The 20,703-nt window shown below is 42.9% G+C and carries 17 protein-coding genes; 4 read left to right on the top strand and 13 right to left on the bottom strand.

From position 1 onward, the window contains the following. Positions 1-26: 26 nt before the first annotated feature. From PHU20_RS15020 to PHU20_RS14970, 11 genes are all read right to left on the bottom strand, one after another. On the bottom strand, positions 27-1,892 hold the full coding sequence (locus PHU20_RS15020; RefSeq protein ID WP_274826207.1) for a SulP family inorganic anion transporter: 1,866 nt from the start codon (positions 1,890-1,892) through the stop codon (positions 27-29). A gap of 140 nt (positions 1,893-2,032) precedes the next feature. Further along, positions 2,033-2,659, bottom strand: coding sequence for a carbonic anhydrase (locus tag PHU20_RS15015; RefSeq protein WP_274826206.1), 627 nt, complete (start codon positions 2,657-2,659; stop codon positions 2,033-2,035). 175 nt (positions 2,660-2,834) lie between these two features. Beyond that, positions 2,835-3,137, bottom strand: a complete 303-nt coding sequence (locus PHU20_RS15010) for a hypothetical protein (protein ID WP_274826205.1) — start codon at positions 3,135-3,137, stop codon at positions 2,835-2,837. Between the two features lie 58 nt (positions 3,138-3,195). Beyond that, positions 3,196-3,954, bottom strand: a complete 759-nt coding sequence (locus PHU20_RS15005; protein ID WP_274826204.1) for a tetratricopeptide repeat protein — start codon at positions 3,952-3,954, stop codon at positions 3,196-3,198. Between the two features lie 3 nt (positions 3,955-3,957). Beyond that, entirely contained in the window at positions 3,958-5,736 is a 1,779-nt protein-coding gene (locus PHU20_RS15000; RefSeq protein ID WP_274826203.1) for a BatD family protein, read from the bottom strand. Then, positions 5,736-6,614, bottom strand: coding sequence for a tetratricopeptide repeat protein (locus PHU20_RS14995; RefSeq protein WP_274826202.1), 879 nt, complete (start codon positions 6,612-6,614; stop codon positions 5,736-5,738). Before PHU20_RS14995 ends, PHU20_RS15000 begins: the two co-directional genes overlap by 1 nt. A 15-nt stretch (positions 6,615-6,629) precedes the next feature. Then, positions 6,630-7,667, bottom strand: coding sequence for a VWA domain-containing protein (locus tag PHU20_RS14990; protein ID WP_274826201.1), 1,038 nt, complete (start codon positions 7,665-7,667; stop codon positions 6,630-6,632). A 3-nt stretch (positions 7,668-7,670) separates the two neighbouring features. Next, positions 7,671-8,669, bottom strand: coding sequence for a vWA domain-containing protein (locus PHU20_RS14985; protein ID WP_274826200.1), 999 nt, complete (start codon positions 8,667-8,669; stop codon positions 7,671-7,673). Further along, entirely contained in the window at positions 8,670-10,286 is a 1,617-nt protein-coding gene (locus PHU20_RS14980) for a hypothetical protein (protein ID WP_420828682.1), read from the bottom strand. A gap of 51 nt (positions 10,287-10,337) precedes the next feature. Beyond that, positions 10,338-11,204, bottom strand: a complete 867-nt coding sequence (locus PHU20_RS14975) for a DUF58 domain-containing protein (RefSeq protein WP_274826199.1) — start codon at positions 11,202-11,204, stop codon at positions 10,338-10,340. 91 nt (positions 11,205-11,295) lie between these two features. Beyond that, positions 11,296-12,297 carry an AAA family ATPase gene (locus tag PHU20_RS14970; protein ID WP_274826198.1) on the bottom strand — a complete coding sequence of 334 codons (1,002 nt, stop codon included), beginning with the start codon at positions 12,295-12,297 and terminating at the stop codon, positions 11,296-11,298. Positions 12,298-12,651: 354 nt separating this feature from the next. Between PHU20_RS14970 and PHU20_RS14965 the strand changes: the two genes are divergently transcribed. From PHU20_RS14965 to PHU20_RS14955, 3 genes are all read left to right on the top strand, one after another. Continuing rightward, positions 12,652-13,407: an SDR family NAD(P)-dependent oxidoreductase gene (locus PHU20_RS14965; protein WP_274826197.1), complete on the top strand. Its 756-nt coding sequence runs from the start codon at positions 12,652-12,654 to the stop codon at positions 13,405-13,407. 39 nt (positions 13,408-13,446) lie between these two features. Further along, entirely contained in the window at positions 13,447-14,583 is a 1,137-nt protein-coding gene (locus tag PHU20_RS14960; protein WP_274826196.1) for an ATP-binding protein, read from the top strand. Positions 14,584-14,789: 206 nt separating this feature from the next. Continuing rightward, positions 14,790-15,314: a DUF3124 domain-containing protein gene (locus PHU20_RS14955; protein WP_274826195.1), complete on the top strand. Its 525-nt coding sequence runs from the start codon at positions 14,790-14,792 to the stop codon at positions 15,312-15,314. Positions 15,315-15,545: 231 nt separating this feature from the next. On the opposite strand, the gene PHU20_RS14950 is transcribed toward PHU20_RS14955, so the two are convergent. Both PHU20_RS14950 and PHU20_RS14945 read right to left on the bottom strand, forming a co-directional pair. Next, positions 15,546-16,493 (bottom strand): carbohydrate kinase family protein, encoded by a 948-nt coding sequence (locus tag PHU20_RS14950; protein ID WP_274826194.1) that lies wholly within the window; start codon positions 16,491-16,493, stop codon positions 15,546-15,548. A 200-nt stretch (positions 16,494-16,693) separates the two neighbouring features. Next, entirely contained in the window at positions 16,694-19,237 is a 2,544-nt protein-coding gene (locus PHU20_RS14945) for an adenosylcobalamin-dependent ribonucleoside-diphosphate reductase (protein WP_274826193.1), read from the bottom strand. A gap of 290 nt (positions 19,238-19,527) precedes the next feature. Between PHU20_RS14945 and PHU20_RS14940 the strand changes: the two genes are divergently transcribed. Then, positions 19,528-20,661 carry an SPFH domain-containing protein gene (locus tag PHU20_RS14940; protein ID WP_274826192.1) on the top strand — a complete coding sequence of 378 codons (1,134 nt, stop codon included), beginning with the start codon at positions 19,528-19,530 and terminating at the stop codon, positions 20,659-20,661. Positions 20,662-20,703: the final 42 nt, after the last annotated feature.

Here is a 20,703-nt window from a genome sequence, read left to right as displayed (position 1 = left end):
ACGATTGTATAAAGCGTTTACATATCCTAATACCGATCCTCTACATGTTCCTTGATCCAGTTGGTGCATTGGTTGAAATCCTCAAAAATATGTTCCTCGGGAATGAAATCCGGGATAATGTCGATGCGTTCCATCATATATCTCGGCTGCCTTTGTAAATCAGTAAAGAGCACGGTAACATTGTTTTTGTTCAGTTCCTGTAGTACATCTTCCATGGCATAAAGACCCGATTGGTCCATGTACTGCATACGATCCAAACGGATAATGACATAGGAGGCCGTTTTCGGTATTTGGTCCGCCAGTGCTTGAAAATCGCTGGTTGTCCCAAAAAATAACGGTCCTTTAATATGTTTAATGAATACTTCTTCTTTAAGTTCTTTGGGAAAAATGGCCTCATCGGCCCATGCTTTTTCATCGTTCAAGGATTTAACATCGGAACGTTCGGCGGTTAGATCACCGATTTTTTTCATGAACATCAAAGAAGCGATGATCAAACCGATACCAACGGCGTATACCAAATTCCAAACGGTGGATAACACCAATACAACAAGCATCACCAAAACCTCGGAACTCAAATTTATTGGGCCGACACTGATGTCTCTAGGAAGGTTGGGGATGGCTTTCAATCCTTTATAATCCATAACCGCGATGCCAACCGTTATCAGGATACCTGCCAAGACCGCTGCCGGTATTTGGGAGGCAATGGGTCCCATGGCCAATAAAATGACCAAGAGTAATATACCGGCGATCATCCCGGACAATTTTGTTTTCCCCCCTGAATTGATATTCACAACCGTACGGATAGTTGCTCCTGCACCGGGGATACCCCCGAAAATGGCCGCTATCGTATTTCCGATTCCCTGTCCAACCAGTTCCTTGTTCGGTTTGTGTTTGGTCTTTGTCATGTTATCCGCAACGACGGAAGTCAATAAGGAATCGATGGCGCCCAATAAGGCCAAGGTCAAGGCCGTGAAAATATACGGGGATATCGCCCCCATTTTAAATTCGGTGAAAATCTCAAGGTTGGGCATGGGAAACCCTTCCGGGATTTTTTCAATCGTCCTATAATCAAGGCCAAAGGCATAGGCCACACCGGACACCAACAGCAGCGCGACCAATGTACTGGGTACGGCGGTGGTAATACGTTTAAATCCATAGATGATGAAAATCGTGGCTAGGGCAAGGCCAAGTTCCAACCAATCTATTTGCCTTAAGGCATTCGGCATGACTTTTAAGGCACCCATGACGCCCGAAGCATTCTTGGCCGCTAGGGTTTTTGCTTCTTCAAGGATGGTTTCATCGGTTACTTCATTGGAACGTCTTATGGTCTCCTTGAAATTTTCCAATACGAGAATACCTTCTCCGGCTTCCTCCCTAAGGATGTTTTCCAGGATCAATTCCTCTGCCTGTGGTTTAAAAGGGGTTACCCATGATTCATCTTCCTTAGGGTAATAACCAATAGCAGGCAAAATCTGTGTGATCAATATAATGACCCCAATGGCGGTCATGAATCCTGATACGACGGGGTATGGAATGTATCGGATATATTTACCTATACCCAGAAACCCCAATCCTATTTGCATTAGACCTGCCAATAGAAAAATCGTTAAAATGGCGGGAAGCGCTTTTTCCACACTACCGTCATAGATGGCGATGATACCGGCTATGACGACCATACTGACGGCGGTCATCGGTGCGGTTGGGCCAGATATTTGTGTATTGGTACCTCCGAAAAGTGCGGCAAAAAAACTAATGAAGATAGCTCCGTAAAGTCCGGCACTGGGACCTAAACCCGAACTTACCCCAAAAGCCAGGGCTAAGGGCAAAGCTACGATCCCTGCAGTGATACCGCCTAATAGGTCGCCTTTAAAATTTGAAAAAAAGTTTTTCATAAAGAATATTTTGTATGGTTATAAGGGTATAGGGTGCAGTCCTACGATAAGGTAGCCTCCCATATACCCTACATGTGTTTTTGGTCTTGGACCAAGGCCCAAGTGAAAAAGATCGCTACATTATATGTGGACGGACCGGGTTAATCCAAATGATATATTTCCATGATATTTTCAAGAATTCCCTCAAAATCTATTTTCAGATCTATGAGTTTGCCTGTATGTATATCGAACACCCAACCGTAAACTTTTAATCCGTGGTCCCGGTATGCTTTCTGAACAGCTGCCGTCTTTATTAGGTTTACACATTGCTCTTGAACATTGAGTTCGACCAAGCGTTCGTATTTTTTATCCTCATCCTTAATTTTATTCAGTTCATCCTTATGGATCCTGTATACATCGCGGATATTACGCAGCCAGGGGTTCAATATGCCAAGATCGGCAGATTGCATCGCGGCCTTTACACCTCCACAACCATAATGGCCACAAACCACAACGTGGTTTACCTTCAGATGGTCCACGGCATAGTTGACCACCGACATAACGTTAAGGTCGATACTGATGACCATATTGGCAATATTACGGTGAACGAATACTTCACCTGGGCCCATACCCATTAGATCTTCGGCGGTTACCCTACTGTCTGAACAGCCGATATACAGCAACTCGGGCTTTTGGCCTTTGCCCAATTCATCAAAGAAATTGGAATCAACAGCTAATTTTTCCTTAATCCATTTCTCGTTGTTTTTAAATACGTTTTTTATTTGCATTTTCGTTTTATTTTGATAATGTGTAAATTATTTAGGTGTAAAATCAGTAATATTCCTAATAAAATTAGGTTTTTTTATTGAATTAATACGGGGTTTTGCCCTATAAACATATATAGAGGACCTCTCTAATATTATTTTTGGAGGTAATATAAACCGCGTGTTAAGAAGAAAAAAATTAAAGGGTAAGTTTCGGTGGGGGCAGCACAATTTCCGATTGTAGGTCGTACTTCCCTAAAAGGTAGGAATCATATGCTTTTAATGGGTGAAAGAGGGCAAGGAGATAGGCCCCCGAAGTATCGTTATCAAGAATCGGTTTATCGCCAACGTTCTTTTTGCCCAGTTCCTGTTGTTCTTCTTCGTTTAGATTCATTGAAATCACGGTATTGCCATCATCATTCATAAGTGTAATGATAGGAGGGGCCAGTATGGCCATTACCCAAACAACAAGTAATGCAAAAAGCAGGTATGACCTATCCATTCAATAGTGATTTATCACAAATATAATAGTATTACTATTGTGGATTGTTAAGGAAGTACTAAAAATTTTTCAATAATTTGATACTTTTTGAGGTAAGCCATCCCGATTTACCATCGGCGATCCTGATTTTTTTCCATTCGTTCAACTCATCGAGGACATTGACTTTGGTTCCTTCGTGCAATAGGAATATCGCTTGGCTCCCCATATTGGGTTCGGCCTTTATCTGCACTTCACTATCGAATACGATGGCAGGTTGGTCGGCCATAAAATCGTTGTATTGCACAAAAGCGAAAACGAGTGAAGTAGCCATTATGAATAAGGCCACGATACTCGATATGAATGCAATACGTTTGTACAGGGAGTACCTGAAATAATAGAAAGCGATATATAATAGTACAAATAAAAGCAAGGAAATTACGGCAATATAGCTCCATTGATCAAAGGTAAATAATCCCGTTACGGATTTGTAAATTCTCCCAAGTCCCGTTTTGGGCATTACTTCGATGGCATCGAGGGTCATATTTTGTGCAAAAGAAAGATTGTGCTTTATTTCCGGGTCATTTGGGGCAAGCAATAACGCCTTTTCATAGTTGTAAATGCTTGGGGCAATATGGTTTAATTTATAATAGGCATTTCCCAAATTGTAATAGACCGAAGCGGAATGTTGTCCATTATCCAAAATTTGGGTATAAAGTTCGATCGCTTTATCGTATTCACCTTTATTATAGGCTTCCGTCGCATTATTGAAGAGTTCATCATTTTGGGCAGTCCCGATGAAGCCTATGAATACTACAATGATGTAAAGTACCTTTTTCATTGTCTATAATTGTTTGTCGAGATTTGAGATGATTTTACTTGCCCGGTCGTAATCCTCTTGCATTTGTACATCTGAAAATGGACTGTATCTGGCCATTTCACAATTTTTCAATAATGAGATAAAGCCTTCTATGGTGTCTGTATCGACTTCTTTTTGGGTCAATAAGCTCGTGATTTTATCCTTGCTGAATTCTGAAGTTTCAATCTTTAATTTGGCCTTAAGGTAATTGTGTAAGGCTTTTTCCATCGCGATAAAGAAAGCATCCTTTTGGCCGAGGGTTTTTTTGGCTTCAGACAGATATTTTCGCGCTAACCTATTGGCCCTTTTGATTTTATTGCCTTGCACATCACCGGCGATGGCATCACGTTTTTTACGGAACACAATGGACAATGGAATCAGCAATAAGGGAAGCGTCAACCAAAGATAGAATGATTTGGACCCAAAGAAGTAGTTGCTGTCAATGGCCGTAAGATTTGGGTTTAACTTGATGAAATTGAATTGATTTCCCGTTGTTGTTACCGTCTGTTTCGAATTTACGGGGGAATTGTTGGTGACGTTGGATGAATTGGTGGGCCCTTCAAGTACATTGATCAGTATTTCCTCTGAATCGATCGTATGGTAAGACTCCGTCTTAGGATTGAAATAACTGAAGGAAATGCTGGGTACCGGATATTTGCCCTTGTAGGAGGGAACTATGGTATAACTATCATTTATTTTGCCCTGCATGCCCGCTAAATTGGTTCGCACCTCCTCGTTGTGTTCGGGGTCATAAACCTCCAACGAACTTGGTAATTCGGGGGTGGGCAATTGGAACAATTTTAAATTTCCTTGACCCTTGACCTCTACAATCGCCTGTAGCGATTCGGAGGCATTTAAATGGGTTTTGCTGGTAGAGACCGAAAAATCAAAATCGCCTACGGCTCCTCCAAAATTGGCGGGTTTGCCGGCAGTAGGCAGTGCTTTTACCGTAATGGTACGATTACCCGCTGAAACGGTTTTGTTGATCTGGGTATATACCCGGCCACCGAAAAAATCGCGTTTGTCCGTCGGTACCTCTACAGTGACATCAAGGGAAAGGGGTTCTATATCCAGTTTTCCCGATTTTTGGGGATATAATACAACGCGCTTTAAAACTACATAACGATAATTCTTCCCTTTGTAGGTGCCGTTTTCAGCATTTAACCGTTGTACGGGAATGTCTTGGCTCCAGAAATTGTTGTAGGTAGGGTTGTCCATGGGTCGATAGTTGGAGACCCTTATAGACGGACTCACATAAAGTTTGTAGACCACACTTATGGCCTCGTTTATATAAGCATCGGTTTTTGATATTTCTGCCACTAGGTGCAGGTTGTCATCGGCATAGTCATCATAGCTCACCTCATTGGGGTTTTCTACCGCTGCGGTCACCTCAACGGTTTTGGCCAAGGATTTATACACTTGGCCATCGATGACTATGGAGGCTTGTTTTATGGTGAACTCCCCCCGAGCCGTTGGGGCCAAGGTATAGGAATAGGTTTTTGAGTAGGACCGTACCCCGTTTACCCATGAAGAACTAATGGCCTGTGAAGGACCCATCAGTACTTTAAAACCATTAAAATCGGGAGGTGTGAAATCATCGCCATCCTTGTTCATGGTGAATTCGACACGTAGTCGCTCATTGATCCCAAGTTTTGTCTTGCTAAGGTTCATTTCAAAAGTCACGGCATCATCTTGGGCATTCATCACAAAAGCCATGAACAATACTGGAAACAATGATATGTAATATTTAATACCCTTAACCATTACCAATCCTTTTCATTTTTAACTTTTGCTCCTTTTACCTTTTTGGCATCGATCTTTTCCTGAACTTTCTTTTCTTCATTCTGCATGGCTTCTAGCAAATTCTGGATCTGCTGCTTGGAAAGTTGATTGGGTCTGGGTTCTTGTTGGCCTTGTTCTTGAGGTTGATCGCCTTGTTCAGGTTTTTTTTGATCCTCCTTCTTCTCATCGCCATCACCTTCTTTGTTGTCCTCCTTATTTTCGTCTCCTTTATCCCCTTCGTCTCCTTGATCTTTCTTATCGCTATCGTCCTTGTCTTTTTGATCCTCCTGATTGTCGCCTTCGTTCTTTTGGTCTTGGTCTTGGTTGTCTTTTTGGTCTTGGTTGTCCTTTTGATCTTGGTTATCCTTATTTTCGTCGTTTTGGTCCTGTTCGTCCTGTTGTTGTTTCAAAAGTTCTTTTGCCAATGCCAGATTATAGCGGGTTTCCTCGTCTTTGGGATTGTTTCGCAAGGCTTCCTTATAAGCTTCCACGGCCTTTTCGTAGGCTTTTTGTTTCATAAAGACATTGCCCATATTATGGTAGGCTTTATGTTTGTCCTCTTTGGCGGTCGCCAGTTCCCCGGCCTGTTTGAACCTTCCAAAGGCTTCACTGTATGTTTCATTAGTGTAATAGGCGTTCCCCAGGTTATAAGGTGCCGTACTGTTCTCCCCACTCTTTGCAATAGCCTTCCGATAATCCACTTCAGCAGAGACAAAATCGTTTTCAGACAAGTCTTGGTTCCCCTCCCACGTAAGATTGGTGGATGCAATACGTGCTTTTTCTTTCAGCTTATCCTCTTTGGCATCTTGGGCAAAAGAGATGAAAGAAACAAAAAACGATAAAAGTACATACTTGTTCATAAGATGCTGTTTCTTTTAGGATTCATTGAAAAGATTCAACTTTTTAAGCCATTTGGTTTTTTTGTCCAATATAAAAACATCTAAAAACAGAAACAAAAGCCCTGCCGCTAAAAACCATTGAAACTGATCTTTATATTCGGAAAATTGTTTGGCTTCAAATTCCGTTTTATCCATTTGCATAAGGATGTCCTTTATTTGCTCTACGGCCTCACTCGTGTTGCTCCCATCTATATATTGTCCGTTACCGGCATTGGCGATTTCCTGAAGGACCTCTTCGTTGAGTCTTGTGATGACTACCTCACCTTGGGAATCTTTTTTCAGGCTTTCGACTACCCCGTTTCTTTTAATGGGAATGGGTGCCCCTTTACTTTTTCCTACCCCTATGGTAAAAATACGTATGCCTTCATCCACCGCATCATCGACCGCTTGTGAGGTGGTACCTTCGGAATGGTCTTCCCCATCGGAGATTATGAACAATACGCGATTGGTCTGTTCTTCATCGTCATAATAGGTCGTAGCCAATCCCAAGGCTTGGTCAATGGCCGTTCCTTGTGAGGTGAGCATATCGGTATTCATGCTTTGCAAAAACATTTTTGCAGCACCATAATCGGTCGTGATGGGCAATTGTGGGAAGGCTTGTCCGGCATAGGCAATAATTCCGATGCGATCACTTCCCAATTGGTTGATGATTTCCGAGACCAAACGCTTGGCCTTTTCCAAACGGTTGGGGGCAATGTCTTCTGCCAACATACTTTTGGAAACATCAACCGCAAAAACAATATCGACCCCTTCGCGTTTTACCGTTTCCAATTTGGTCCCGATTTTAGGATTTACCAGTCCCAAGGTCAAAAAGGTGATTCCTAATAAGAAGAAGATCAACTTAACATATGATTTAAACCTGGATCTATTGGGCGTCAAGCGCTTGAGCAATGAGGTGTCGGCAAACCTTTTCTGTGTTCGTTTTTTCCATATCTGAAGAAAGACGAACAAGACCACCATTATCGGGATAATGGCTAGAAGATAGAAATATATTTTTTCGTCTAATTGGATCATAAGCTATATAAAACTTCTAAAAAGGGTATTTTGCAACAACCATTCCAATAACAACAGCACGCCTGCCAAGAATACCCACGAACGAAATTTTTCTTCGTATTTATAATATTTGAACTCCTCTATTTCGGTTTTTTCAAGTTTGTTGATTTCCTCATAGATAGCCTCCAATTTTTCATTGTCGGTGGCCCTAAAATAACGGCCTCCCGTTGCACTGGCAATTTCTTCCAACAGTTTCTCATCTATCTCTACCTGCCGCATACCGTATCTGAACGAGCCATCTGCATTGTATGCGATCGGGGATAGTGCATTGCCATTGGTGCCGAGACCGATCGTATAGGTTTTTATACCGTATTCCACGGCCAGATCGGCTGCCGTTTGAGGTTCGATAAACCCGGAATTATTGACCCCGTCGGTCAAGAGGATAATGATCTTGCTGATGGCCTTGCTTTCCTTTAGGCGGTTTACCGAAGTGGCAAGTCCCATACCAATTGCCGTACCATCGTTCAATTGGCCGTATGTAATTTCACGAAGGGAATTAAGCACGATGGATTTATCACTGGTTATGGGTGTTTTGGTATAAGCTTCCCCAGCATAGGCCACAAGACCGATCCTATCGTTCGGTCTTTCTTTGATAAAATCCGCGGCCACTTCCTTTAGGGCCGTTAATCTGTTGGGTTTCAAATCCCTTGCCAACATACTTGAGGATACATCGATGGCCATAACAATATCGATCCCTTTGGTCGTTTTCGTACGGGTTGATATATCCTCGGTCTGTGGTCTTGCCATGGCAACGATGATAGCGGCCAAAGCCAATAGTCTGAACAGGAACAGGAGCGGTTTCAGCTTGGGTAGGATCCCCGCATTTGAAAAACCTTGCGTACTCGATATCTTTAGGATCGCCGATAATTCCTTCCGTTTAAAAAAATACCAAAGAATGGCCAGTGGAAGCAATAAAAGCAACCAAAAAAATTCTGGATTCGCAAAGGATATATTCTCTAACATTTAAACTTCTGTTTTAACTTCCAGGGTACTCAATATCCGGTTTATGATTTCTTCAGCATAGGTATCCCCATCTTCCCAAGTGAGCAATACCTGTTGTTGAAATCCTTGTCCTCCAAAGCTGATAATGGCATATTTTGCATCGACCGGTGTATTGGAATCCGGGGATTTGAATTGGGCGTCCCCAAAGGTTTTTAGTCCCTTGACCCCTGAAAGGGTGACAAATTCCTCCTGTTTTGTAATTATATTTTTCGCCCCTTTCGCCTCGAAACTTTTTAAGAGCTGTTCAATGCTCTTTTCAAACTCGGGTTCGGCGGGTTGGGTAAAAGTGGTCGATGAGGCAGCAATGGTCAAGAGCGATTCACTATCACTGAACAAAAAGGACTGGAGTTCCTTGATGTTCGCTTGGGCCTCTGCATGAATCGCAACTTTTTGGCGCACCAATACCTCGGGGGTCTCCATGATTATCGGGGGATATCCATAGGAACTGGCCACCCATTCCTTATCTAGAAGACTTTTGGTAGGGTTGCCTGTTACGGTATCCCAAATTTGGGTCGCACCGAAATAATTTACAACGACTGCGGCGGAAATCAAGATTACACCTATAGCGGCAGCACCGGCAAGTTTCCACTTTTTCTTTTGGCGTTTTAGGGCCAATTCTTCTTTATAGGCCTCTTGGGCCATGAGCTCTTCCATGGTGGGTTCCGGTATCGCTTCATGCGTTTTCACCACAATTTGTTCTACTATCTTTCGGTCCTGTAGCGCTACATTGGTCGGAGGTTTGGAGCGGGCGAACTTGACCAGATCCGCAGTTTTCAAAATATTCTTGAACTGGTTGATGGTGTCCTTTTCCAAATCGAGCTCGCCGGCATCCTTCAACAATTCCAACTTGTCGATCAACTCGTCGGTAGTACTTTCCAAGGCCGAGATATTGGCATCCTCTTCCAAATAAGAACGGACGATATCCGTCAATTCGGAATAGTATTGTTTGTACTCATCTTGGATAAGGTATTTCGAATTGTCCAATTTTTTCAATTCCAGAAGCGCACGGTCATAAGGGGGCAGTTGTGCCACTTTCTCTTCTTCGGTCAAGGGTTTCGCACGAAATACGAACCAGTATAACAGGCCTGCAACGACTCCCAAAATGGCCAAAATGATCAAAAGTATTTTCCACCAGCCCGAATTGACCTTCTCTACTTGGATCAAAGGTTTAATGTCATACATTTTTTGCGCCGTGGTATCCACGGGGACGGTGGCTACATCCACACGTAGGGAATCCGTAAAAAAGGCTTTCCCGTTTATTTCGATCCGTTGGGCCGGTAATTTATACGATCCTGAATCGAATTGGGTAAGGGCATAGGTTTTCAACAAGGTGATCCTATCCTTTTTTCGGGTCGTATCGGTTGCAAAGGCCTCGACGGTTTCCAAGGGGGAAAAAGTCTGCCCCTCCGGAAAGATGACCATATCGGTGGAATCGACTTCAACCGATACCTTGAATTTGAGTTGATCACCGATTTTTATAAAGGTAGTATCAACCCCGGATTTTATTACTGGAACGTTTTGTGCACTACCATGAATGGAAAATCCCATTAAAAAAAGGCATATGACCATATATCGCATGAATTGCGACATTAAACCTGTACTTTGTATGTTGTACTTCGTACTTCCCACTTATCCTCTTCTTTTAAAATAACCCAATAATTTTTTCACATAGCTCTCGTCTACCCTGCAGTTCAATACCCCGCACCCTGACTTGGTGAAGGATTCTTGAAAATAATTCACACGTTGCCTGTGGTGTTCCCCATAGGCCATACGAACCTTTTTTGATTGGGTGTTGATCAGCTGTATGGCTCCTGTTTCGGCATCCTGCATTTGAACCATGCCCAAGTTCGGCAAGTTCTCTTCCCGATCGTCATAAACGCGAATACCCGTAACATCATGCTTGTTACCGGTAATTTTCAGGGTTTTTACATAATCGTCATCAATGAAATCGGAAAGCACGAATACAATGGCTTTCTTCTTCATTACGTTGGTGAGGTATTTTAAGGCTTCGGCAATGTTGGTTTTATTGCTTTTGGGTTTGAATTCCAATAATTCCCTGATAATGCGCAATACATGGGACTTTCCTTTTTTAGGGGGGATATAGAGCTCAACCTCATCGGAAAACAACACGAGCCCCACCTTATCGTTGTTCTGCATGGCAGAGAAGGCCAAAGTAGCGGAAATTTCAGTGATGATTTCTTTTTTGAACTGATTGGTGGTCCCAAAAAATTCAGATCCACTTACATCTACCATCAACATCATGGTAAGTTCCCGTTCTTCTTCGAAGACCTTAATATAGGGTTCGTTATATCTTGCCGTGACGTTCCAGTCAATGTTTCGGACGTCATCACCAAATTGATACTGCCTTACCTCACTGAATGTCATACCCCTTCCTTTGAAAGTGGAATGGTATTCCCCTCCAAAAATGTGATCGGACAATCGACGTGTCTTGATCTCGATCTTACGAACTTTCTTTAATAATTCTTTGGTATCCATTTTTAGGGTAAACAGCAATAAACATTCTGGAATAATTCATTCGGCCAAGGCTAAGAAGAACCATCTCGGCTACTATATACTGTATGCTTATTTATGGAACTTCTACCTCGTTCACTATTTTGTTGATGATTTCCTCAGAAGTGATATTTTCCGCTTCGGCCTCATAGGTGATGCCTATCCTATGCCGAAGAACGTCATGTACTACGGCCCTTACGTCCTCAGGAACGACATAGCCCCTACGTTTTATGAAAGCGAAGCATTTGGCAGCGGTGCCTAGGTTTATACTACCACGTGGCGAGGCCCCAAAGCTGATCAGGGGTTTAAGGTTTTCAAGATTGTATTTTTCGGGATAACGGGTGGCGAAAACGATATCAAGAATGTATTTTTCTATTTTTTCATCCATATAGACCTCCCGTACTGCTTTTTGGGCACTTAAGATCTGTTGGGTGGTTATCACCGGGTTTACCGTTTCATAGGCACCTAAAAGGTTTTGGCGCATGATCAGTTGTTCCTCGTTCATTTTCGGGTAGTCAATAACCGTCTTTAGCATAAAACGGTCGACCTGCGCTTCGGGCAAGGGGTACGTACCTTCTTGCTCAACCGGGTTCTGGGTGGCCATGACCAAAAAAGGCTTGTCCAATATGAAGGTTTCATCCCCGATGGTCACTTGTTTTTCCTGCATGGCTTCCAAAAGGGCCGATTGCACCTTGGCAGGGGCCCTGTTGATCTCATCCGCCAAAACGAAGTTTGCGAAAATGGGGCCTTTTTTTATCGAAAAATCATTTTCCTTAATGTTGTAGATCAATGTCCCTACGACATCGGCAGGCAAAAGGTCGGGGGTAAATTGTATCCGGCTAAAACTTCCTTTTACGGCCTTGGCCAAGGTGTTGATTGCAAGCGTCTTCGCAAGTCCGGGCACCCCTTCCAACAAAATATGTCCCTGACCTAAGAGACCTATAAGCAATCTTTCGACCATGTGTTTTTGGCCTACGATCACCTTGTTCATTTCCAACATCAATAAGTCTATAAAAGCGCTTTCCTGGGAAATCTTTTCGTTTACTACGCTAATGTCAACTGAAGTATTTTCTTCCATAAGTTTTATTGCATTTTTGGGTATAGGTCTGATTTGATCTAAACAGAGGTGCAAATTGAAAATTAATTCATACTTACGCTGTTAATGTATGGTTAAAAGTTGATGAAAGCCCCTATTTTTATGAAGTATTTAAGTGATTTCTTTTTAATTTCACACGCCTTAGGCAAACATAGCCAAATTTTTTAAAACTTTGGCCAAAACCATCCATTCCACTCCATGTGAAAAGGCATTTCAACGGAGTGGAATGCGGGCAATTCAAAACATTCGGGAAATATCGAAATATCCGCTACGGACCTCTTTTTTGATGGTCGGAACAGGGTCAAAGGTGGTCCCTAAAGTGAAACAAATGGAAAAATGAGTAAAACGGTATTAATTACGGGCGCCACAAGCGGTATTGGGCGTGCCACGGCGGAACTTTTCGCTGCGAATGATTTTAAATTGGTATTATGCGGAAGACGTAAAGATCGGTTGAATGAATTACAGCAAGAACTACGTGTTTCCACACCGGTGTACACCCTGAATTTTGATGTGCGCGATAAGGAAGCGGTCAACCGGCAAATCAACGCTTTGCCCCCGGAATTTTCAACCATCGATATATTGGTGAACAATGCCGGTAATGCCCATGGATTGGACCCTATCGAGGTAGGTAGCCTAGAGGATTGGGATGCTATGATCGATATCAATGTAAAGGGGCTCCTCTATGTATCCAAGGCGATATTGCCCCAAATGGTCGAAAGGAAAGCCGGACATATCATCAATATCGGATCTACCGCCGGCAAGGAAGTATATCCCCGTGGAAATGTCTACTGTGCCAGTAAACATGCCGTAGATGCGATCAACAAAGGCATGCGCATCGATTTGAATCAGTATGGAATTCGGGTTGGGGCGGTAAACCCCGGATTGGTTGAGACCGAATTCAGTCAAGTACGTTTTAAGGGCGATACAAGTAAAGCGGCCAAGGTGTATCAAGGTTTTCAACCTTTGCGCCCCGAGGATATTGCCGATATCATCCTTTTTACGGTAACCCGACCTTATCACGTGAACATTGCCGATTTGGTCGTAATGCCCACGGCACAGGCCAGCTCGACCATTGTGAATAAAATAGAATGAATGAATTTTTGATAGCCTGAATCAATAACCCGGACACCCATGATCAATAAACGTCTTTTGGTAAAGAACCTTCTCGCCCATAATGACGAGAACAGTTTTTACGATAAAAAGCGTTTTATAACCATTGGGAATAGGGAAGGTAAGGCCAAGTTTCTTAAACATGTTTGTGCATTGGCCAATAGCAATCCGAAAAACAATTCATTTATCGTTATCGGGGTGGAAGATGAGGACAACGCCATCGTGGGAGTCGATTTCTTCGATGACAGTAAAATCCAGAACCTTGTAAACGCCTATTTGGACAATCCCCCGCGAATTGCGTATGAGAATATCCCATTTCCGCACCTTCCCGAGGGTAAGGTCGTTGGTTTGGTCACCATAAGATCTAATGGGAAAGTATGTTCCCTAAGAAAGAACATATGGAAATATTACGGGGGCTCGGTTTTCTTTAGGGAAGGCAGTATAAGCATGCCTAAGGCCTATGGGGTTGAGTTGAAAGATATAAATTCCGAGGTCGTTGCCACCTTGGAGCAACATGCACAAAACAATATTGAACTCACCTTGGATGGGGTCATCGACTTTATAAACCACCGGCATAAAGACCTGGATAGTAATTATAAAGTGTTTAAAGAACAATTCGTGGTTTGTTGGGCGGGGCATACCAAGAAAGTAAAGGAGAAAACCTATTTTTCCCGTGTTGACATAGAGCTGATCAATGAGCAGGTCCGCTTGTTTTATTCCACCTTGGATGAGGTTATGGTAACCCATGATGATGAAAGTTTCAATATTACCGAATATGTGCGATTGGGCCTCGGTAAAGCGTATAAATACTACCCTTTGGAGGAAGTGAAAATTATTTTCGATGATAATGGCACCTATCAGATACATAGTCAAATGATTTTTGATCCCCCACAGTACGATACAAAAACCCTGCATCATATTCTCAACACGAACAATGCTTTACTGATGAAACTTGAAAAAGGCCAAGTTTTGAAACCCAACGAGAAAACGGATTTGATGCACCTTCCCGCCACCTATCTGATTTGTTTTTTAAACGGATTCGAAATGGCAAAATCCCAAATGGAAAAGGCACGTCCCCTATTGAAAAAGACGAATGAAACGGTTTATAATTCCCTAAAGGAAACCTTGCGTATTTTAAGAAAGGTGAAGTATAATTGACCTATTGGGATCACCACCACGGCCAACGGGAAACTGGGTGTATAACGAATTGACTTAATTAGGATGTTGTTTTCTGTATTTTCCGATAAGATCATGTATTTTTATGAAGCTTTACATTTATCCTCCCCATAAGGATACCGATATTGGATCTGGGCTTTTAAAGGGATGTACGAAAGTTGTTAGGCGAAAAGGAATTAGTTGTAGTCATGAAATCAAAATATATGTGGTCACGTCTTTTATTGATTTTAGTTTTACTGGGGATATTCGGTTGTGAGGAACCAAAAGAAGTCAGTTCGATCAATCCGGAAAACTGGTCAAAAAGAACCATTGATATTGGTAAAAAGGACAGTTTGGAATACGGGAAAACCTATTTATCCACCTATTCGCAGATCTACAGTACATCGGAGCATAAAACCCATAACCTTACGGCCATGGTGAGTCTTCGAAATACCAGTGACAAGGATACGGTCTACGTCCTTAAGGCAAATTATTATGATACCCACGGGAAGCACGTTCGTACCTATTTCAACACGCCCATTTATTTGGCCCCCTTGGAAACGGCTGAAATCATCATTGATGAAATTGATGTCATAGGAGGTACGGGATCAAACTTTATTTTTGAATGGAACATCCCCATGGGCACTTCCGAACCTTTATTTGAAGGCGTCATGAATTCCACTATGGGACAACAGGGATTGTCTTTTACGACCCAGGGCAGGCGTATAGAATGATCGGGTTAGGTAGGTACCATTATCTGGCCTAAACGGTAATGTCGGCCCTATAAGGGGTTTTTTGAAATGCATCCTTTGCGGTTGCATATTTACATGGCGTTGGTCCCGGTACATTGTCCTTTTCCAATGGATTATTCCTTAAGAAAGTCCAGCGTTAATTTTTGGAGGTCTAAGGGAGGTTAAGGACTGTAGTGCCCGAAACAAAATTTAAGAGGTCAACACCCGGATTCATTACACGGCCTGGAGTTGTTCCAGGTTCGGCAAGGACGGAATGGCCCCAAAATTCGTAGTCGTCAATGCCCCGGCTTTGTTCGCTACTTTTACCATTTCCGCCAATTGATCGGTGTCTTCAAGAATTTCCATCGGATCGTGTAAGAGCGATATCTGGTATAGGAGGCAACCGATAAAGGAATCACCTGCCCCAGTGGTGTCTACAGGTACTACGGGGATGCTCGGTATGGTTTGTTTTGAGTTTTCGGTACTTAGAAAAGTGCCTTCGCTTCCTAAGGTGATGGTTATTATTTTTGCACCCACTTCATGTAAAACCCCACAGCATTCCTCCAAATCGGTCTTTCCGGAGAGTAATTGGGCTTCTTCAAGGCTAAACTTGCATAGGTGGGCTTTCTGGATAAAAGGCATGCATTTTTTTATAAAGATTTTTTCCCCTTCCTTCCAAAGATCGGCGCGAAAATTGGGGTCGAAACTTATAAAGGAACCTTGGGTAAGGGCATCGAAAAAGTACCGTCCGTATGCGGCTTCCAAATCCCCACCTAATAGGGCGGTAGCCGAACCAAAATGAATGATGTTGTCTTGGAACGAATTTTTAATGCTGGAATCGTATTTCAGTTTTTTATCGGCCCCCCGGCTAAAGACAAAATCGCGCTCACCGTCATCTGCAATCGAGACAAAGGCTAACGTGGTAAAGCTTTTGGATCGTTGTGCCAAACTTATATCAACGTGGTTATCCTCCAAAACCCCGAGTAAAAAGGAACCGAACTGTCCAGGGCCCACACAACCGATGAATTTACTCAAGCCACCAAGCTTGGCAATGGCACAAGCTACATTGGCAGGGGCTCCGCCTGCCTTTTTTGTGAACAGATTGGCTTTGGAAAGATCGTTTCCTTGATTTTCGGCAATGAAATCAATGAGCAACTCCCCGATACAAAAAACTTTTTTCATGTATGAACGTCCTTATTACTTAGCACAAGGTACTTACAAAAAGGGAATTATTCGAATATAAACAGGGAATTTATAACGGAGGATTTTTCAGGGTATGGGGATCAATAGGTACTCCAGAAAAAAAACCGCAATGGCCATAATTGGCCATTGCGGTTTTGTGTTGGAATTCAGTCATTGTCTACCGGTGTCGGTTCAAAGGATCAACCACATTTGGAGGAACCACAGTCCTTACAGGTAAGGCATCCCTCTTGGTAAATTAAATTCGTGGATTTACAATTATCACATTTTTGCCCGGTGGCCACAGTGCCGTCTTCAACAAAACGTTTAAGGGCACGGGTAACCCCGTTTTTCCATGTATTTATCGACTCCCCATCCAATTGGAGGCTATTGATCAAATCAACTATTTTTTCAATGGGCATTCCATGACGTAGGGTGCTCGAGATCAATTTCGCATAGTTCCAGAATTCAGGGTTGAATTTATGGGAAAGTCCTTCAATGGTCGTTTTATACCCTCTTTTGTTCTTGTATTGGAAATCGTAACGGGAAGTACCGTCCTCATTCCTGTTCTTGATGATCAATCCGTCTTCTACCCAGCGCGGTATCAAGATCCCATCCTCATCATCTGCCAATCCGGTAAAGATTTCATAAGGTTTGTCATCTATAAGGCCGATAAAAGCGATCCATTTTTCTTTATTGTTTTGAAAACGGACTACGTCTGCTTCCAATACCGGTGGTCGCTTTGTTGGGAAAGGGGTTAGGGTAGTATCGGCTTCCGGTTCGTTGGAGATCAATACGCCGGATCGAGAGCCGTCACGGTAAACGGTAACGCCTTTACATCCTGATTTCCATGCTTCCAAATAGAGTTTTCCGACCAGTTCTTCGGGTACATCGTTCGGTAAATTGATCGTTACACTGATCGAATGGTCTACCCATTTTTGAACAGCCCCTTGTAGACGTACTTTACTTAGCCAATCGACATCATTCGAAGTCGCTTTGTAGTAAGGGGATTTTTTTACGATTTTATCGAGTTCTTCCTGGCTATATCTTTTTTCGGTGCTAATGCCGTTGGCTTCCATCCATTCTTTGAATCTATGGTGGAAAACCACGTATTCTTCCCATGAATCACCGACTTCATCCACAAATGTGACCTTTGAGTTCTTATCGTTCGGATTGACCTTTCTTCTGCGTTTGTAAACGGGCATAAACACAGGTTCTATTCCCGAACTGGTTTGGGTCATTAAACTAGTGGTCCCCGTTGGGGCAATGGTCAATAAGGCAATATTACGGCGTCCGTACTCAAGCATTTCGTAATATAGCTTTTCATCGGCATCTTTAAGGCGAAGGATAAATGGATTGTTTTTTTCCCTTTCGGCATTGAAGATTTCGAAAGGACCTCTTTCCTTGGCAGCGTGCACGGAAGCCCTGTAAGCCTCAATGGCGATGGTTTTATGGATCTCTACGGAAAAAGTATTGGCTTCCTCACTACCGTAGCGTAAACCCAAAGCGGCCAACATATCACCTTCGGCGGTGATACCGATACCGGTTCGACGGCCACTGATGGCTTTTTCCTTGATTTTTTCCCATAATCGGACCTCCACGGCCTTGGTTTCGGCAAGCTCGGGGTCTTCGGCGATTTTTTCCAAAATACGGTCAACCTTTTCCAACTCAAGGTCAATGATATCATCCATGATCCGTTGTGCGGCGGCAATGTGCTTTTTGAACAATGAAAAGTTGAACTTGGCTTCTTTGGTAAAGGGTTGATCCACGTAGGAGAAAAGGTTTATGGCCAATAACCTACAGGAATCATAAGGACACAAAGGAATTTCGCCACAAGGATTCGTAGACACTGTTTTATAACCCAGGTCGGCATAACAATCGGGTACGGACTCATTGATGATGGTATCCCAGAACAAAATTCCCGGTTCTGCGGATTGCCAGGCATTATGGACGATCTTATTCCATAATTTATTCGCTTCGATCTCTTTCGTGAATTTGGGATCGTTGCTGTGGATCGGAAATTTTTGGGTGTAGGGGGTGTTGTTAGAAACCGCCTTCATAAATTCATCATCGATCCTGACCGATACATTGGCCCCGGTCACTTTGCCTTGTTCCATTTTCGCATCGATAAAATCCTCGGCATCGGGATGATTGATGGAAACGGAAAGCATCAAAGCCCCTCTACGGCCATCCTGTGCCACTTCCCTTGTTGAATTGGAGTAACGCTCCATAAAAGGTACCAGTCCTGTTGAGGTCAATGCCGAATTTTTTACGGCCGATCCTTTTGGTCGTATATGTGAAAGGTCGTGACCAACACCACCACGGCGTTTCATCAACTGTACCTGTTCTTGGTCGATCTTCATTATGCCACCATAAGAATCGGAGTTTCCTTCATTCCCGATCACGAAACAATTGGATAAGGAAGCGATCTGGTACGGATTTCCAATACCGGCCATAGGGCTACCTTGGGGAACAATGTATTTAAAGTTCTTGATTAAATCGAAAACCTCCTTTTCAGAAAGGGGATTGGGATATTTTTTCTCAATTCGACTGATTTCCTTTGCTATTCTACGGTGCATGTCGTCAGGATTGAGTTCATAGATATTGCCATCGGAATCTTTGAGGGCATATTTGTTCACCCATACTTGGGCTGCAAGATCATCACCTTTAAAATAGGCTAAGCTGGATTGATAGGCTTCTTCTTGGGAAAATGTTTTTGTCTCGGATTGAATCGTTTTTAACTGCATTTGTCGATCTTATGGTTTTAAGTGCTTGGAATTTTGATGTAAAAGTATGCAAAAAGAAAAGAATCGCGTTATGACAAATGTCATAAAGTGTACAAGAAATAACAGTTAAATACCATAAAATCAGGTGTTTAAAAAATTATCAACAAAAAAAAGTTAACAAATTTATTTAATTGGTAATTGCGTGGTACTACTGTTAAAAAGCATTGGCAAACCAATTGTACAAGGGGGTAATCACTTTGGAACAACTAAATAAATCCTTATCTTTTAACAAAATAAAAAAAACGGGAACCATGAATTTATTCGATGAAATAAAGAACAAACTAAGTAATGAATTTATAGACATTATTGAATGGTTGGATCCTTCAAACGATACCATTGTACACAGGTTTGAGAGGTATCAGAATGAAATTAAGAACAATGCGAAACTGATCGTCCGGGAAGGACAAACCGCCGTATTCGTGAACGAAGGCCAATTGGCGGACGTTTTTAAACCGGGCACCTACACCTTGAACACCAAGAACCTTCCAATATTGACAACTTTGAAAGGCTGGAAATACGGATTCGACAGTCCGTTTAAGGCAGAGGTCTATTATGTGAACACCCGTTTGTTCACCGATGAGAAATGGGGGACCAAAAATCCTTTTATGTTGAGTGATCAACGTTTTGGATTGGTAGAGATCAGGGCATTCGGCACCTATAGCTTTCGGATCAAGGATCCCGGAAAATTCGTTGTCGATGTTGTGGGTACCGATGGCAACTTTACGAATTATGAAGTTAACGAACACCTTAAAAGTTTAATTGTTACCCGTTTTACCGATACGGTCGGGGAAGCCAATTTGCCTATAGAATTATATGCGGCCAATACGAGTGAACTTTCCGAGACCTGCCAAGAGGTGATGCAACCGGAATTTGGCCGTGTGGGCATTGAGTTGGAAAAGTTCTATATCGAGAATGTTTCCATGCCGGAAGAACTTAAGAAGGAAATATTCGAATATAGTCGACTGGATAAGTTGGATCTGGCCAAATTATCACAATTCAAGGCCGCAAAGGCCATGGAGGCTGCCGCAAAAAATGAAGGGGGCACCGCCGGTGCGGGCATGGGCATGGGCATGGGCTTTGTATTGGCACAGCAAATGGGGAATATGATGGGGCATACCGGAACCCAACAGCCTTTTGGCGGACAGCCGCAGCAGACCGCACCACCCCCAATACCTGCACAGGTAGTGTACCATTACGCCCTAAACGGGCAACAAGCAGGCCCGGTTACCTTTGATAAGTTAAAAGAGCTTTTTGCAAGTAGGACCATCAATAGGGATTCCTTGATCTGGAAACAGGGAATGGCCAATTGGGCGGCATTAAAGGATATTGAGGAGTTGAAGGTATTCTTGGGTGGAAGCACCCCACCACCGTTGCCGACCACATAGAATGGCATTTGACTATTTTTTAAATGCCACGTTATTGTGGTG

The organism is Maribacter polysaccharolyticus, from assembly GCF_028882255.1.
Classification (GTDB): Bacteria; Bacteroidota; Bacteroidia; order Flavobacteriales; family Flavobacteriaceae; genus Maribacter_A; species Maribacter_A polysaccharolyticus.
This window is presented reverse-complemented; position numbering and strand designations above follow the sequence as displayed.